Origin of the sequence: Butyrivibrio sp. ob235 (assembly GCF_900109475.1) — a bacterium.
Lineage (GTDB): Bacteria > Bacillota > Clostridia > Lachnospirales > Lachnospiraceae > Butyrivibrio.
The window spans coordinates 128,431-146,090 of record NZ_FOBE01000002.1 but is presented as its reverse complement, the minus strand read 5'-3'; the positions used below and the strand labels follow the sequence as shown (position 1 = coordinate 146,090).

The following is a 17,660-nucleotide window of genomic DNA, read 5'->3' as shown; positions in this document are numbered from 1 at the left end:
GACGTCCCCCGGACGTCGAGCGCCCCCTCGGAGAAGGCAATAATATTTATCAAACTTTTATTGCACGTGCGACAAGCGCATCACCTTCCACATCGATTTCAATTACATCGTGCGGCATAACCTTATCTTCAAGTATAAGCTTTGCGGAGAGAGTTTCAACATGCTTTTGCACAAATCTCTTAACGGGTCTTGCACCGTAATTTGCATCATAGGCATTGTCCGCAACAAACTGCTCAGCTGCAGGTGTAAGACGAATGCTAATCTCTCTGTCCGAAAGTCTCCTGTTAAGATCGTCAACGATCAGTTTAACGATTCCGCTGATATTGTCCTTGGTCAGCGGCTTAAACAGAATCATCTCATCAAGTCTGTTAAGGAACTCCGGTCTGAAGCGCGCATGCAGCTCGTTCATCGTAAGGTCCTCTGCTTCCTTGCTTATGCTGCCATCCTCCTGAATTCCGTCAAGAAGGTAAGGCGCACCGATATTGGAAGTCATGATGAGAATTGTATTCTTAAAGTCCACAGTCCTTCCCTGAGAATCGGTAACACGTCCATCATCAAGTATCTGCAGAAGTACATTGAATACATCGGGGTGCGCTTTTTCCACTTCATCAAAAAGTACAACCGCATAGGGCTTCCTGCGAACCGCCTCAGTGAGCTGACCGCCCTCCTCATATCCAACATATCCGGGAGGTGCTCCGATTAGCCTGGACACGCTGAACTTCTCCATGTACTCACTCATATCAATTCTGACGATATTGTTCTCATCATCGAAAAGCGAAGCCGCAAGGCTCTTAGCCAATTCCGTCTTACCTACACCTGTGGGTCCGAGGAACATAAACGAGCCGATCGGTTTGCCGGGATCCTTGATACCTGCCTTCGAACGCATGATAGCTTCGGAAACCTTGGTCACAGCTTCATCCTGTCCGATGACTCTCTTATGAAGTTCATCCTCAAGGTGAAGAGTCTTATTTCTCTCACTCTCAGTCAGCTTGGCAACAGGAATGCCTGTCCATCTTGAAATAATCCGGGCTATCTCTTCATCGGATACTCTCTCATGGACAAGAGACATGTCCTTCGATCCAACCTTCTGCTCTTCCTCTTCGAGCTGTTTCTTAAGTTCGGGAATTCTGCCGTACTGAAGTTCACTGGCCTTCTCAAAATCGCCCCTTCTCTGGGCAATCATCAGCTCGCTGTTCGCGCTCTCAATCTCTTCACGAATTACCGCAAGCCTGTCCACAGCTTCTTTTTCATTGGTCCACTGTGCCTTCTGTGTATCAAAACTGTCCTTTAATTCTGCCAGTTCTTTTTGAAGATTTTCGAGTCTCTCCTTACTTAAGGAATCATCCTCTTTTTTCAGAGCTGTCTCCTCAATCTGCATCTGCATGATCTTCCTGTTCATCTCATCAAGCTCTGCAGGCATAGAATCCATCTCGGTCTTAATAAGTGCACAGGCCTCATCCACGAGGTCGATTGCCTTATCGGGAAGGAATCTGTCGGAGATATATCTGTTGCTGAGTGTCGCTGCACTAACGAGCGCTGAGTCCATGATCTTAACACCGTGATAAACCTCATAGCGGTCCTTAAGTCCTCTGAGGATGCTTATGGTATCTTCAACTGTAGGCTCCGAAACCATTACAGGCTGGAAACGTCTCTCAAGAGCAGCATCCTTCTCAATGTACTGTCTGTATTCATTAAGCGTTGTCGCACCGATACAGTGAAGTTCGCCTCTTGCAAGCATGGGCTTAAGCATATTGCCCGCATCAAGCGCGCCATCTGTTTTTCCCGCACCCACTATTGTATGAAGCTCATCTATGAAAAGAATTATCTCGCCGTCGGATTCCTTGACGTCCTGTAGAACTGCCTTAAGTCTCTCCTCGAACTCACCGCGGTACTTTGCACCAGCAACAAGTGAACCCATATCAAGTGAAAAGATTTTCTTATCCTTCAGGTTCTCAGGCACGTCGCCCTCTGCAATTCTCTGAGCCAATGCCTCAACCACTGCCGTCTTACCTACACCGGGCTCACCGATGAGAACAGGATTGTTCTTGGTCTTTCTGGACAAAATTCTTACGACATTTCTTATCTCGGCGTCTCTTCCGATAACGGGCTCAAGCTTCTGCGCCTTTGCCTTGGCCACAAGCTCTGTTCCGTATTTTTCAAGCGTATCGTAGGTGGCCTCAGGATTGTCGGAGGTCACCTTCTGATTGCCTCTCACCTCGGACAGTGCCTTAAGGAATCTGTTCCTGTCGATTCCGAATGCCTGGAATATATTGATAATCTCTTTGTTAGGATAGTGAAGCATAGCAAGGAATATGTGCTCAACGGACACATATTCATCGCCCATCGCCTTCATCTCATCCTCACTCTTAAGGAGTACCTTGTTAAGGCCGGCACCCACATACGGGCTTCCTCCCTGCACCTTGGTTCTCTTTTTCAGAGCTTCATCAACTCTTGCCAGGAACACCTTATTATCGATACCCATCTTCTCAATGAGTTTCGGAATAATGCTATCCTCTATGGTCAGCAGGCTGTATAAAAGATGCTCCTGCTCGATTTCCTGATTGCCGTAGTCAACCGCAACCTTCTCCATGTTCTGGACAGCCTCAATTGATTTTTGTGTAAATCTGTCTATCTTCATAACTATCACCTCTTTTACCGGTTAGTAGTTCTTCCTGATTGAAATTTTGTATTATATTCTGTTCTACAACTGTTATAACACGATTATTAGCACTCGTCAATAGAGAGTGCTAATAATTCTTTCCGGTTCATCGAAGTGATGTCATGGTCAATATATAGTCTTTAACTATTTCCAGCTTTGATTTTTCCCATTCCCTGCGCTCGGCCTTTTCTGAAAGAGGAACTATCAGCGACAAATCCATATGAGCATCTTTGAAATATCCGTCGGGCTCTTCACTATAAAAGTAGGCATTCCAGGTATCCTCTGATGCATTCCCGAAGCGCTCCGGTTCAAGATATATCATCTTTTTCCGCTCTTCTTCTATGAAGGCATGGCAGCAAATTCTTCGCCGCCATGAGCAACCACTATACACCATCGGCATTTCGATTTCATTTCAAGTATTCGCTCTTTTATTTTATCCATATCATCCCAGCGAAATACTCCCGGCTCTGTGGCAGTGGCAGGAATACACTCAGCCATATATGCCACGTTGTATGTTGCATAGCCACCCTCTGTCTCCAGATCGGTGCCACAGACATAAGCGAGTACAGTCCACTTTGCCCTACCTTCAGACGCAGTCTCATTATCCTTCTCCTTTTCACATCTGCCTAAACACTTTAGTGCATATACCAAAATTACTTTTTCGACATGTTTCTATAATTATTCTTCACTGAGCCATTCCAGGATGCCTTAATGCCATCCAGCTTTTCACTCTTCACATAGTATCGGATTCGTGAAAACAGCGGTATCCACGCAGCTTCATCCTGAATAATCGTCTTCTCCAAGTCTCTGTATTCCTTGATGCGCTCATCCTTATCCGTAATGGCACGGGCATCGGTAACCCGTTTCATGATGTCCTCACGCGGGTAGCAAAGGCTCCTGAAGGTTGTGTTCTCCTTATTTCCGAAAAATGTATAAATGAAATTATCGGGATCGTTAAAATCTGCTGTCCAGGTTGCCTCGTAGCAGGTAAGCTGTCCGCTCTTTCGAAGGGTCATCCATTCGGAGTCATCGATTACCTCCACAGTAGCTTTAACTCCTATCTTTTCCCACATGGATGCTACTGATTCCATCATAGACTTTTCCCAATCGGCTACAGAAGATTTGACACTGATTGTCATTTCAAATCCGTCCCCATACCCCGCATCAGCAAGGAGCGCCGCCGCTGCATCAGGATCATAGGCAATCTCGGGAAGATCCTCATTGTAACCGCTAAGGCCATGGGGGAATATTCCCTGCTCAATCTCTCCCCTTCCATTCCGGCTACTGTCCAGAAGCGCCTGTCTGTCCAGCGCCATCTGCAGTGCCTTACGTACAGCCACATTATTTAATGGTTCTATGGACTCATTAAGCGCGATATAGGTGATTCCTACCGGGTGCGCGCGGAACAAACGATCTTTATACGAACTATCATTCAGATATTTATCAGCATCGCTGCCAAGGCTATCCAGATCCAGGATATCCAGTTCACCCTTTTCAAATAATGCCTCAATATCTTCTGCCTCTGACAGGAATCTCAGATCCAGTCCTTCGCACTTAGGTACTCCGTTCCAGCAATTCTTATTTGCTTTGAGCAGCATACCTTCTCCCTTATTCCATTTCCATAGAACGAAGGAGCCGGTTCCGACTGTCCATTCGGGCTCCGTCCCAAAACGGTCCCCTGCCTCAATAGTTGTCGCTTCATCCATAATAGATGCACCGGGCATGGATAGGCATGGCAAAAATGCCGCAAAAGGTTCCTCTAAGGTAATGGAAAAATCAAGATCTCCCAAAATCTTAAAGCCTTCCAGCTGATCAGTCTCACCGGCTTCTAATTTAGCGGCACCTGCAATATTATCAATGATATCCTGATTGCAGGAATCAGGATGAGTCAGAAGACGGGTAAATGAATACAGCACATCCGAAGCCGTAAGCGGTGATCCGTTACTGAAGGTTACACCCTCGCGAAGGTGAAATGTGTAGGTCATACCGTCATCAGACACTTCCCAGTCCTTTGCCAGAGATGGCAGAACAACCGCGCTTCCATGGGCATTGTTTTCCATCTCTACCAGACGGTCGAATACATTCTGTGCAACTGTGTAGTGAATGGACGTGCACTGAAAATCCACTGTATCCGGCTCTTCTTCGATAGCAACTACAAACTCAGATACGTCCGGCTCGGCATTTTCCGCACTGTTTTTTCCTGACGTGCTCCCCGGTGCTGTCGCACATCCAGACAACAGAGAACCCATTAGAAAAAATGCTGTCAACAGGTATACCGGTTTCACAATTTTGTGTTTTGTCATTTTCCACACCTTTCTGCGAAAAATCACTACTTCGCCGCTTTTGCCACTATAGCCAACAAGTCCTCCCGGAACTCACGGTAAGACTTAAGAAAATCAGGTGTATCGCGTTTAATTGTTTCTATATCATTACTTTTTCCTGCCAGTTCAAGCGCTTTTGCCCTTGCAGAAAAATCTTTCATACCAATGGATAGAGAAGAGCTCTTTAATGCATGAACCTTGGTTGTATACAGTTCTATATCCCCATCGGCAAGGCTTCTCTCAATTACGCTAGCATTTCTCTCTGTCGCATTAGCAAAAAACTCAAGTGCGTCCATGTACATAGGTCCGCTTCCGCAATATTCAACGCCTTCCTTCGGATCAAGCCAGGAACATGCAAATGCCTCCTCCGGAATACCCTCGTAAGGATCCTCGGCCTCAGCCTCATCACCGGTCGCCTGGGAGATCAAATTTTCCGGCAGATATTTTAGAAGTACATCATCCATGTCTGCGATATTCACAGGCTTAGTCAGATAATCTGTAAAACCTGCTGCTATCATACGTTCCCGGTCTCCCTGAATTGCATTCGCAGTAAGCGAGATAATCGGGGTATTAGCTACCTTCTCCGGCTCCTTCTCCTTCAGGATGTTCAGAGTCTCCACTCCGTTCATATTCGGCATTCTGTAATCCAGGAATACCAGATCATAGGAATTAGCACTGAACAATTCAATGCATTCTGCTCCGCTGATCGCTGTAGTAATCTGTATCTGCGTCGGCTTAAGGAGTCCCTTGATTACTTCCAGATTCATTTGTGTATCATCCACGATCAGGATATGACTGTCCGGAGCAACAAATGAAAAGCTTTGAAGGCGCATATGATCTTTGATGGATACCGTTTTCTCATCAAGCTGTCCTATTTCAGCAGGATCCGAAATCTCCTGCTCAAGATTAAATGAGAACGTCGATCCCACATTATAGGTGCTTTTAACATCGATATCGGTTCCCATCATCACAAGAAGCTTTCTTGTAATGGCGAGCCCCAGACCGGTTCCTTCTATCGTCTTTGTTCTTTTTGTATCAAGCCTGTCAAACTTTTCAAAGAGCTTGTACATCTCCTCCTCTTTAATTCCAATACCGGTATCGATAACCGCAACATATATCGTTGCTTTCTTTTCATCTTTTTCCTTAAGAGATACCTTAAATGTCACAGAGCCTTTCTCTGTATACTTTATGGCATTGGTCAGCAGATTGGTGATTACCTGCTTGATACGAAGCGCATCACCGACAAGCTCTTTCGGAAGATGCGGATCTACATCCAGCTGCAGGCTCAGACCCTTATCACCGGCCCTTATCTGCAGCATAGAATATAAATCTCCGATAAGGTCTTTCAGAGAATAGGATGCTGGAACGAGTTCCATTTTGCCTGCTTCAATCTTGGAAAAATCGAGGATGTCGTTAATTATTCCCAGAAGATTGTTCCCTGCTATGCGAATGTTATCGCAATACCCGAGTATGGTCTCGTCATTTGTTTCTCTACTGATAATCTCATTCATTCCAAGAACAGTCGTAATAGGAGTCCTAATCTCATGACTCATATTGGACAGGAATGAAGACTTTGCCCGGCTTGCCTGCTCAGATTCAGCAAGTGCATGAATTTCAGTCTGAAGGTTCTTTGCCAGATTAGAAAAGGTCTTTGTAAGGATGCCGACCTCATCATCTCCGCTGTAATTAAGTTCAACGTCGTAATTTCCGCTATTTATCTGTTCAGTGGCTTTTGTAAGATCATTGAGCGGTTTAGTAAGACGCAGTGCAAACCTGCGATTTATGTGACTTAGAACAATCAGCAGAAAAACGGAAGCAATCATTATCTGCACTACCATTTTTCTAAGTGTTCTGTTGATTTCAGATGTAGGTACCGTTACATGCAGTCGCATCCCGTTATCCAGCGGTAGCCATACGCCCATCTTTTCTTTTCCGTCGACTGTATAATGATAATGTCTTTCTGCTGTCAGAAGCTCCGGCGGAACATCCGGTATGCTCATATCCGTCAGTATGGTAGCATCAATATGCGGATGGTATATCAGATTACCTGCTTCATCTGCGATAAAGGCATACCCATTGTCATACAATGTAATATTTCTTACCTCTGAAGACATAAGTGAGTAGTCAATCTCAGCCCCTATAACGCAGATGAACTCGTTTTTCCAATAAACAGGAACATTGTAGGAAATGACTCGCGCCTCATCGATATCGGTGATGTAGGGAGAAATCCACACCGGTTCTCCGGTAACCTTCGGAACAGTGAACCACGGAAGCTCACTGGTATCGTTGGTATCATAGAGAGTCATGTCAATCATCTCGTGCTCTCTAAATCCCTCTCCGTCAGGATTTGAATACCAGAACCCTTTGATCTTTTTCGATACTGCAGGGTCAATCCTGTAGTAATATGTTAAAACGCCATTTGTCTGATACATAACCTTCTCGAAGGCGGTGCGCATACGTTCTACATGATCTCCCAGCTGATCATCCGAAGTTTTCTCAAGATCCTCTTCAACAATACCTGCAAGCTTGGTCACTGAATGCTCTGCACTGTCAAAATATGCATTCAGATTCTTCTGGCCGGCCTCACAGAGGTGCAACAGCATTTCATCCGCATCGCTGTTTCCAAGTTTATTGATTGAATAAACAGCAATTGCGGCAACTATAATAACTGCAATGACAATGGTACACACCGTCAGCAGAGTAAATTTTGTTCGTATTGACTTCATGCCATTTTATCCTTTCCGGAATGCATCTATCGTCAAATAAAAACGTCAACAAGGTTAGAAAATCCCAATTCTCCAATAATAATTGTAACAATGAAGAATAAAATGAATATTAATGCACTATAAAAAAACAATTACAATAACATCAAAAAACCTGCAAGACAAACAATTGTTGTCTTACAGGTTTTACTCACCATCTCCAAGTCCGTAGCAGAGAATTTCATTATATCTGGCATTGGCTTCCTCACTGGCTTTCTTATCTTTCCATCTGCTCACATCACTGCAAATAGCCAGCATCTCGTCCACTATAAGCTCAGCACTTCTTGGTTTCACATTATACAAATACGCCAACATACGCTGCATAGCTTTGGGGCTTCCAAGCTGCCTTGCCACCTGATCTCCCAGTTCTCCCGGAAACCCTAGCTGTTCCACAACATGAACCAGCTCATCATGGGCCCTCGCCCATTCCACTCTGTTATCCATAACTCCTTCTCACGGATTAGCTCTAATTATCTAAATCCTTGCTTTCCACATCTATGATTTCCTGCTTCGCCTCTGCCTTTGGCTCCACTTCCACGCTCTCCACGTCGACAATCTCTTTCCTGTTGACCTTGTCAACCTTGTGAATTCTTGAGATGATCCAAAGGTTTGAAGCACCGTTGTACGCAAGTGCTGCACCGATTATCTGCACCACATATTTAACCATGGTTATAGGATTGAAAACAAGAAACGCTCCTGCCGCAATCGTAAGCGCCGCAAGAATAAGCGCAACCCACCAGTTTTTATAACTGTTTTTTCCAAGACTGAGAGTCTCACCCAGATTCATGATTCCGCTAAAAAGCATGATCACACCGGCAATAACGGGAATTATAGCCTCAAAAAATTCCGGATTAATCAAAATCCAAACGCCCACTACCGCGATAACAAGCCCAAATCCGAGTGAACCGTTCTTTGTTAGTACGTTCTGATTTTTCGATGCAAGTCCTGTCACCACAGATATCACTCCGGCGGCAAGTACTACTGCTCCAATAACCTTCGTAAGGATATTGAGTGAGGTTCCGGGAAGGAATATAAGAACCAGTCCAACCACGATAAGCGCTATTGCATCTACCAGAATATTCTTTTTAAGCCTTACGAAAAATCCCATATGGGACCTCCTTCATCTGTTCTTATTCTTCCTGAGACTCCTGTGGTCTGCACTCCTCAAGGAGTCTGTCCATCAGCTCATAGATTTCTTCTCTTCCGGCCTTACTCTGCGCCGAAAAAGGAAGAATCATTCCATCCTCAGGCATTCCAAGGGTCGTCTTTATCATATTCAGATGCTTCTCAAGCTGACTGTTCTTTATCTTATCAGACTTAGTAGCAATGATAATCGGGCTTACACCCTGCGAGACAATCCATTCATACATCAGCTTATCATTTGCCGAGGGCTCATGCCTTATGTCTATCAGCAGAAAAACCTGTTTAAGCATTCGGGATTTATTCAGATAATTCTCTATCATCTTTCCCCATTGCTTTTTCACAGACTCCGGAACCTTCGCAAAACCATATCCCGGAAGATCCACCAGATAAAACTCATTGTTAATGTTGTAATAGTTTATTGTCTGAGTCTTTCCCGGTTCCTGACTCACTCTGGCATAATGCTTGCGGTTCATAAGTCCGTTGATCAAAGACGATTTTCCTACATTACTTTTCCCCGCAAATGCAAACTCCGGTTTATCATTCTGGGGAAGCTTACTCGTAACACCTATTACAGTTTCAAGATTTACATTTTTAATTACCATAAAAAACCTCTTTAAAAAAGGCAGAAATGCTCTGCATCTCTGCCTCAAAAATCACTTCGCCGGTTTAAGTCTCTTAGCCTCATCCTTGTAAACAATCAGAGGACTTGAAGAACCGCTGACTGCTTCCTCGGTAACAACGCACTCTGAAATGTTGTCATCTGAAGGAATCTCGTACATAACATCCATCATAGCCTTTTCCATAATGGATCTTAAGCCTCTGGCACCGGTCTTCCTCTCGTGAGCCATCTCTGCGATCTTATCAATAGCGTCATCCTCGAAGGAGAGCTTAACATCATCAAAATCGAAGAGTTTCTGATACTGCTTAACAAGAGCATTTCTGGGCTCTGTAAGAATTCTTACAAGTGCCTCCTTGTTAAGGCCTTCAAGAGTAACACAAATCGGTACACGTCCTACGAATTCAGGAATAAGTCCGAACTTAGTCAGATCCTGAGGAGTAACCTCTTTTAATACTTCTCCGATCTCTCTCTCCGTCTTATCTGCAATCTCTGCATTGAAACCGATAGAATTGCGATCAAGTCTGGCCTCAACAATCTTATCAAGTCCATCAAAAGCACCACCGCAGATGAAAAGAATATTTGAAGTATCAATCTGGATAAGTTCCTGATGAGGATGCTTACGTCCACCCTGCGGAGGAACGCTTGCTGTTGTACCCTCGATTATCTTAAGAAGTGCCTGCTGAACACCCTCACCGGAAACATCACGGGTGATTGAAACGTTCTCACTCTTCTTGGTTATCTTATCAATCTCATCAATATAAACAATACCGTACTGTGCTCTCTCAACATCATAATCAGCTGCCTGAATGAGCTTCAAGAGAATGTTCTCAACATCCTCACCTACATAGCCGGCCTCTGTAAGAGTTGTAGCATCGGCAATTGCAAAAGGAACGTTTATAATCTTTGCCAGTGTCTGTGCAAGGTAGGTCTTACCTGAACCGGTGGGACCAACCATGATAATATTGCTCTTCTGAAGCTCAACTTCATCGTCAACACCCCGAGCCTTGGGAGCCATAACACGCTTATAGTGGTTATAAACCGCTACAGAGAGAACCTTTTTAGCCTCGTCCTGACCGATTACATAGTCATCAAGGAAGCTCTTAATCTCAACGGGCTTAAGAAGATTAATGTCCCTGTCATCATGCTGCGTGGGCTCATCTTCAAATTCCTCTTCAATGATATCGGCACAGATGTCTACACACTCATCACAGATGTAAACGCCTGCAGGTCCTGCAATCAGCTTCTTGACCTGGTTCTGTGTCTTGTTACAAAATGAGCAACGAATCTCACCGTTGTTTTTACCTGCCATAATTACTTATCCTTTTCTTCCTTTGGTCTTGATTCAATTACTGAATCGATAAGTCCATACTCAAGAGCCTCCTGAGCTGTCATCCAGTTATCGCGCTCAGTATCTGCTGCGATCTGCTCATAGGGCTTTCCTGTATTCTCTGATAAAAGAGTATTCAGTTTTTCCTTTGTACGAATGATGTGCTTAGCCGCAATCTCAATCTCAGTTGCCTGACCCTGAGTTCCTCCGAGGGGTTGATGAATCATGATCTCCGCATTGGGAAGAGCCATACGCTTGCCCTTAGCGCCGCCTGCAAGAAGGAATGCTCCCATACTTGCTGCCATACCGATGCAGATTGTGCTGACATCGCACTTGATGTAATGCATTGTATCGTAGATAGCCATTCCGGATGTGATCTCACCGCCGGGGCTATTGATGTACATGTGAATATCCTTACTGGGATCCTCTGCTTCGAGGAACAGGAGCTGAGCTACTACAACGCTGGCTGATACGGAATTAACCTCCTCACCCAGGAACACAATACGCTCCTTCAAAAGTCTTGAATAAATATCGTATGAGCGCTCACCGCGGCTCGTCTGTTCTATGACATAAGGTATTAAACTCATTTAAATCGCTTCCTCTCTGTTATATTTAGAATATAATACCAAATTATTATACCCCATTTTATTCATTTTGCGCAACCTTAGTAAAATACGCCCACAAAAAACCTCCCTGAATATTGTAATTCAGGGAGGTGAATATTTTATTTATTTAGAGAAAGAATTATTCCTCTGTCTTCTTTGCTGCAGTCTTACGTGTGCGCTTCGGCTTCTCCTCAGCTGCATCGTCGTCCTTCTTAGCTGCAGTCTTGCGAGTACGCTTCGGCTTCTCTTCGCCTGCATCTTCGCTCTTCTTAGCTGCTGCCTTCTTAGTAGTCTTCTTAGCACCAACTTCCTTAGCGTTCTCTACAAGGAACTTAGCTGCCTTCTGAACAAGAAGATCATCCTTAAGAGTCTTGATCTCGCGCTCGCCCATGAGCTCCTTAACCTTGTCAGCTTCCATGTTGTACTGCTTAGCCATCTTCTCAAGTTCTTCCTGAATCTCATCCTCTGAGATCTCGAACTTCTCAGCTGCAGCTACAGCCTCAAGAACAAGTCTTGACTGGATACGCTCTACAGCCTGAGGCTTAACCTGCTCCATCATCTGATCAACAGTGTTGCCTGTGTACTGCATGTACTGCTGCATGTTCATGCCCTGATACTGAAGTCTCTGAGCAAAGTCATTAACGATCTGTCTCTGCTGTGTTTCGATCATCTTCTCAGGAAGCTCCATCTCAGCGTCCTCGATAACAGCCTTAACTGCCTCATCCTCACGCTTAGCCTTAGCTTCGTTTTCCTTGCGCTCTGCAAGCTTCTTCTTAACATCTTCCTTGTACTCAGCTACTGTCTCGAACTCAGAAACATCGCTTGCGAACTCATCGTTAAGCTCAGGAAGCTCTCTGGTCTTGATAGCCTTAACTGTACACTTGAAGGTAGCATCTTTTCCTGCAAGATCCTCTGAATGATAATCCTCAGGGAACTTAACATTAACTTCACCCTCTGTACCGATCTCGAAGCCTACAAGCTGTTCCTCGAATCCGGGGATGAAAGAACCTGAACCGATTGTAAGAGGATAATCTGTACCCTTACCGCCCTCGAAAGCAGTTCCGTCAACAAATCCCTCGAAATCAAGAGTTACAATATCGCCATCCTCAACCTTGCGGTCTGTAACCTCGATTGTTCTTGCGTTTCTATTACGCTCCTGATCGATCTCAGCATTGATCTCGTCCTCGGTTACGTCAAGATCCATCTTCTCAACCTCAACACCCTTGTACTTGCCAAGCTTAACTTCAGGCTTAAGAGCAACAGTTGCTGTGAAGATGAAAGGCTTGCCTGCCTCAAGCTGTGATACTTCGATATCGGGATTGGAAACAACGTCCTCACCACACTCATCAACAGCCTTGGGATACTCCTCGTTGATAACCTCGTTAGCAGCATCCTCGAAGAATACTTCCTTACCGTACATACGCTCGATCATATGACGGGGTGCCTTACCCTTACGGAATCCGGGAATCTGGATCTTGTTCTTCTGCTTGTTGTAAACCTTGTCGATTGCCTTGTCGAAATTCTCAGCTGCAACTTCGATTGTAAGCTTAGCCATGCTCTTCTCGAGCTTTTCTACTGATACGCTCATCTTTACGTAATTCCTCCTATTACTACATATAAAATCGTTGTAACTATCCGTATCTACAAATCGAATGATTTAAAATAGCTACAAATTAATGTACACAACTCAGATTGTGATATATAAAACGACCTGTGCTACTTACCTCGGCACAGTCGCCTAAAGATTATAGCACAGGTCTGATTTATTTTCCATATTAATTTGCAATTCACAAAAAGAGTCTCAAATGCTTGATTTTTGAGGTGTTTCAGAATAGTCTCACACCTTCTCCGTACTCATATGTGCATTGCTGAATCTGACGTCACCGGTAACATCCTCATCAAACCAGTCCGCCATACAATAGGCTGCTGCCGCTTCTTCGCTTGGAAACTCCACTTCAGCCAGAATTCTGCCATCGAATGGTGCTCCGAAAACATCCAGTTCGATCTTAATATCTCCGCTTTCAAATGCTTCTCTTGTTTCGGAATTCCTCCTCAAAAAACCATCTTCAAACGCATCCTCATTTACAGGGATAATATACCTCTTTTTCCTGATTACATTACCGTCTGCCTTTTCCACAAGATGATCATATGAGTCTTTATCAAGCGGAAGGTTATATTCAATTTTGCCTATGTCCTTTTGAACGTCGGTATTGTCACAAGCTACGCTTTCCGGATCGTTTTGCCCGGATATTCCGAATCCCTTGTAACTTTTATAGGTCATATAATATCTATCATCCTCGCGTCTTACCCTAATTGCGGGCACAACACTAAGATACCCCTGTTCAATAATATGTACAGGATATTTTTCCAGATTCTCGGGCAATTTCTTAACTGTAAATTTTCTTTCAATCTCAAGTCCCATATTCTAATCCTACAGCCTGAATACAACCTTTTTTCCGAGTTCGTCTGCTGCCTCTTTGCCGCAGAAGCGCTCAACAATAGCGAGTCCGAAAGGAATAGCTGTTCCCATTCCCCTGCTTGTCAAAATATGTCCATCGACTGTAGTCTCCGTCATCTGCACATCGGCACCTTTAAGTTCTCCCTCAAGTCCCGGGAAAACACATGCCTTCCTGCCGTTTAAAAGTCCTGCTCTTCCGAACACGCCGGGTGCTGCGCATATAGCGCTGATATACTTGCCCGCCGCATCAAAAACGCGAACCTGTTCCATAAGCTTTTCTGTCTTTTCAAGGTTTGTGGTTCCGGGCATTCCTCCGGGAAGAACTAACATATCCATAGCATCAAACTTAACATCAGACAAAAGCTTATCAGCTTTCACCTCAATTCCGTGGGATCCGGTAACGGAGAGCCCCTCCATAACTGATACCATGTCAATATTAAGTCCGGCTCGTCTGCACAGGTCAACCACTGTAAGAGCCTCTATCTCCTCAAATCCGTCTGCAAGAAAAATTGCAATATCAGCCATTCTCATATCCTCCAACTGTCAAAAAACATTTTCAAAAACTTCTATCACTTACCAAGCCTCAGCTCACCGCTGTCATAGCTTGATGCTCTCTCATCAAGAACTTCTTTTAGCCCAAGATCCAGCAATCTCGAGTACTCCTCATGCTGTGTCCTGTCAAATTCACTTGTGGGACAACATATCAGATTATACGCATATTCCACCAGCGCCACATCGAGATCAACCTGATATTTCACCTCGGATTCAAGCACACTGCTGCAGGTAGGGAATGTAAACTGATCCGTCACACATACATCATAGTAATTCTCAAACCAGTCCGGTGTTTCCCATCCGCAATTTTCCGTCCACAGAGACACCTGAGCTTCCTTGTCATCAACAAAATCAAAATGTTCATTTACTATGCAGTAATCACCTGGCGTCCCGGAATAGCCGCGCGAGAACAGATGCTCCTTTGACATGGTCATAGCTGCGCCAGATTCAGTATCTTCATGATCCGGTGTAAAGTTTACCATCTCGGCATTAGCAGGATCTGCAAGCCAGTTGAGATATTTCACAACCGCATCTGTCTTATCCTTACTGGTAGCAGGAACCATCACATACATTCCGTAATCCGGCTCCGCCACATTTCTGTACCCTCCCCCGGGAAGATCAAAACACAGAATCGGATCAAGTTCTATAGTAGGATCCTTTTCCTTCAAAATAGATACATAAGTAAAAGGGCTGGCCGAATCATCCACCAAAAAGCCGACCTTTCCCGCCTCTGCATCCGCAACATATTTTGAATTATCCGAATCTGCAGTAAAATCCAGAGAGATAATCCCATCATTGTAGAGCTTGTTTAGTACTCTCAGTCCTTCTACTGCCCCTTCAGCCACAACCATATATCTCTCGGAATAGATGAATGCATCCCTCTCCGAAAGATTCTCCACATAGGAACCGACAAAGCCCTGATAAAAACGTTCAGAATGAACATCTCCGCCCATAGCCCAGGGAATTACGCCATCCACTCCTCCGGGATTTTGCTCTTTTACAGCATACAAATAAGATATAAGTTCCTTCTTGGTCTTAGGCACACTGATTCCCAGCGCATCACACCAGTCTTTTCTGATATAGGCGGTATGCCTTGGGGACTTAAAGCCTCTCCTTTTCATTACAGCAACCTGAAGATCATTATAGGAACCCATATACTGAATATCACCGATGTATTTCTCAATATTCTGACCGTACTTTGACAGTGATTCGGTTAGATCCGCAACCTTGCCCTGCTTTGTCATATATCCGAACACAGAGGATGAATATGTGAAAACAATGTCCGGCGCTATGTTCTCATCGACCATCTTCTTGATGGTTTCATCAGAAGTGGATCTTCCCACGCTTACAAAATGAACATCTATGCCACACTCATCCTTTACCTTGGCTCTTATCCAGTTAGCGAGCGTATTATCATCAGCTGTGTAACCTTCAGGCATGTTGTCACGATCCCACACCATACAGGTTATGGAATTAACGTCTACCTGATTATCATCGTTTTCAACCGTCTGCTGCTCACCAAGTGCACCACAGCCCACAGTAACAGTCAAAAATGATACCGTTAAAAATACGCTTATTGCCCGGGATAATCTACTCATAGTAAGTCCTCACATTAAGTCACATTCACCTTAGCTCGGAGCATTTATCATCTACAGTCAAAACAATTTCGCTATACTTTTATAAAGCACTTCTTCCGTAAGTCTTTGCCATATCAAGCATCTTTTCCGCAAGTTCATCGGTAAGCACACCGTTCTTCATGCGCCAGGTCCAGTTCTTACCGAGAGTCGAGGGAATATTTATTCTCGCCTCACTTCCGAGTTCGAGATAATCCTGCATGGGAATTATCGCTGTTTCGGATACACTTGCAAAAGTAGCACGAATAAACTCCCAAACAACGCCCTTGTTACTCTTAATATTCAGATACTTCTTGGCAAAACGCTTGTCTTCCCTTGGTATCGTATTAAACCAACCGAGAGTTGTATCATTATCATGCGTTCCCGTATATACTATGCTGTTTTGCACATAGTTATGCGGCAGATAATCACTCTCTTCTCTGGCGTCAAATGCAAATTGCAGAATCTTCATTCCCGGGAATCCGGTTCTCTTAACCAGCGCAATAACAGAAGGAGTCAGGTATCCCAGATCCTCCGCAATCACTCTGCAGTTACCGAGCTCTTTTTTCATAACATCAAAGAGCTTGTAACCCGGGCCCTTCACCCAAGTTCCGTTCTCAGCAGTAGGCTCGCCGAACGGGATGGAATAGTATTCATCAAAACCGCGGAAATGATCAATTCTGACTACATCATAAAGCTCATAGCAGCTCTTTATGCGCTTAATCCACCATTTAAAGCCGGTCTTCTCGTGATAATCCCACTTATATAAGGGATTGCCCCAAAGCTGTCCTGTTCTTGAAAAAGAATCCGGAGGGCAACCGGCAACCGCTATCGGAAGGTTCTTCTTATCCAGCTGGAAAAGCTTGGGATTTGCCCAGGTGTCAGCCGAATCAAAGGCGACATAAATCGGGATATCACCGATAATGTCTATATTCTTCGAATTAGCATAGGCTTTTAGTTCAAACCACTGCTTCATGAAAATATACTGTTCAAACTCATAGAGTCCGATTCTGTCAGCATACTTTTCTCTTGCAGTCTCCAGTGCTTCCTTTTTTCTGAGCCTGATATCCTCCGGCCACTCATTCCAGCTAAGGCCGTCATAGCGCTTCTTAAGTGCCATATAAAGAGCATAGTCAGAAAGCCAATCCGAATTCTTCTTCACAAAGGCTTCAAACTCTTTTTTAAGCGCAGGCTTCGCTTTTTTCTTGCTGTTTTCGGAGAGACCGCTGTTAACATAAGCGGTGTAAAGTGTAAGATCACGAGCCTTGAAAAGTCTCTCATAATCCACAAACTCCTCGCTGTTTCCGAAGTTTACCTTATCAACCTCGTCCTTCTTCAAAAAGCCCATCTCTATCAGCTTCTCAAGATCGATAAAATACGGATTTCCCGCAAAGGTTGAGAAAGACTGATACGGAGAGTCTCCGTAGCTTGTGGGACCAAGCGGCAGTATCTGCCAATAGCTCTGTCCGGATTTTTCAAGAAAATCCACAAATTCATATGCTTCCTTGGAAAATGTTCCGATGCCGTACTTAGAAGGAAGGCTGAATACAGGCATCAGTACGCCGCACCTTCTTTTGTTTTTTACTTTTTTTGCCATTTTT

The 17,660-nt window shown here is 44.4% G+C and carries 15 protein-coding genes; all 15 read right to left on the bottom strand.

The window, feature by feature from the left end; all coding sequences use genetic code 11:
• Positions 1-49: 49 nt before the first annotated feature.
• On the bottom strand, positions 50-2,638 hold the full coding sequence (clpB, locus tag BMW61_RS03115) for an ATP-dependent chaperone ClpB (protein WP_022760868.1): 2,589 nt from the start codon (positions 2,636-2,638) through the stop codon (positions 50-52).
• Between the two features lie 127 nt (positions 2,639-2,765).
• Entirely contained in the window at positions 2,766-2,981 is a 216-nt protein-coding gene (locus BMW61_RS22385) for a hypothetical protein (RefSeq protein ID WP_242876600.1), read from the bottom strand.
• A gap of 17 nt (positions 2,982-2,998) precedes the next feature.
• Positions 2,999-3,310, bottom strand: coding sequence for a metallophosphoesterase family protein (locus BMW61_RS22380; RefSeq protein ID WP_242876598.1), 312 nt, complete (start codon positions 3,308-3,310; stop codon positions 2,999-3,001).
• A gap of 2 nt (positions 3,311-3,312) precedes the next feature.
• Complete coding sequence (locus BMW61_RS03105; RefSeq protein WP_139176182.1) at positions 3,313-4,962, bottom strand: ABC transporter substrate-binding protein; 1,650 nt, start codon at positions 4,960-4,962, stop codon at positions 3,313-3,315.
• A gap of 26 nt (positions 4,963-4,988) precedes the next feature.
• Positions 4,989-7,706 (bottom strand): hybrid sensor histidine kinase/response regulator, encoded by a 2,718-nt coding sequence (locus BMW61_RS03100; protein WP_091819742.1) that lies wholly within the window; start codon positions 7,704-7,706, stop codon positions 4,989-4,991.
• Between the two features lie 183 nt (positions 7,707-7,889).
• Positions 7,890-8,186, bottom strand: coding sequence for a hypothetical protein (locus tag BMW61_RS03095; RefSeq protein ID WP_091819741.1), 297 nt, complete (start codon positions 8,184-8,186; stop codon positions 7,890-7,892).
• Between the two features lie 22 nt (positions 8,187-8,208).
• A complete protein-coding gene (locus BMW61_RS03090; protein WP_091819739.1) occupies positions 8,209-8,850 on the bottom strand; it encodes an HdeD family acid-resistance protein in 642 nt (213 codons plus the stop codon).
• A gap of 22 nt (positions 8,851-8,872) precedes the next feature.
• A complete protein-coding gene (gene yihA / locus BMW61_RS03085; RefSeq protein ID WP_022760864.1) occupies positions 8,873-9,487 on the bottom strand; it encodes a ribosome biogenesis GTP-binding protein YihA/YsxC in 615 nt (204 codons plus the stop codon).
• A gap of 51 nt (positions 9,488-9,538) precedes the next feature.
• A complete protein-coding gene (clpX, locus tag BMW61_RS03080; RefSeq protein WP_091819737.1) occupies positions 9,539-10,813 on the bottom strand; it encodes an ATP-dependent Clp protease ATP-binding subunit ClpX in 1,275 nt (424 codons plus the stop codon).
• Between the two features lie 2 nt (positions 10,814-10,815).
• On the bottom strand, positions 10,816-11,418 hold the full coding sequence (clpP, locus tag BMW61_RS03075; protein ID WP_022760862.1) for an ATP-dependent Clp endopeptidase proteolytic subunit ClpP: 603 nt from the start codon (positions 11,416-11,418) through the stop codon (positions 10,816-10,818).
• Positions 11,419-11,575: 157 nt separating this feature from the next.
• On the bottom strand, positions 11,576-13,024 hold the full coding sequence (tig, locus tag BMW61_RS03070) for a trigger factor (RefSeq protein WP_022760861.1): 1,449 nt from the start codon (positions 13,022-13,024) through the stop codon (positions 11,576-11,578).
• A gap of 249 nt (positions 13,025-13,273) precedes the next feature.
• Complete coding sequence (locus tag BMW61_RS03065) at positions 13,274-13,858, bottom strand: CYTH domain-containing protein (RefSeq protein WP_091819736.1); 585 nt, start codon at positions 13,856-13,858, stop codon at positions 13,274-13,276.
• A 9-nt stretch (positions 13,859-13,867) separates the two neighbouring features.
• The gene (locus BMW61_RS03060; protein ID WP_022760859.1) at positions 13,868-14,419 is read right to left on the bottom strand and encodes a DJ-1 family glyoxalase III; all 552 of its coding nucleotides are present in this window, start codon (positions 14,417-14,419) and stop codon (positions 13,868-13,870) included.
• A 44-nt stretch (positions 14,420-14,463) separates the two neighbouring features.
• Positions 14,464-16,044: an extracellular solute-binding protein gene (locus BMW61_RS03055; protein WP_091819734.1), complete on the bottom strand. Its 1,581-nt coding sequence runs from the start codon at positions 16,042-16,044 to the stop codon at positions 14,464-14,466.
• Positions 16,045-16,123: 79 nt separating this feature from the next.
• Positions 16,124-17,656 carry a 4-alpha-glucanotransferase gene (gene malQ / locus BMW61_RS03050; protein WP_091819979.1) on the bottom strand — a complete coding sequence of 511 codons (1,533 nt, stop codon included), beginning with the start codon at positions 17,654-17,656 and terminating at the stop codon, positions 16,124-16,126.
• Positions 17,657-17,660 lie beyond the last annotated feature (4 nt).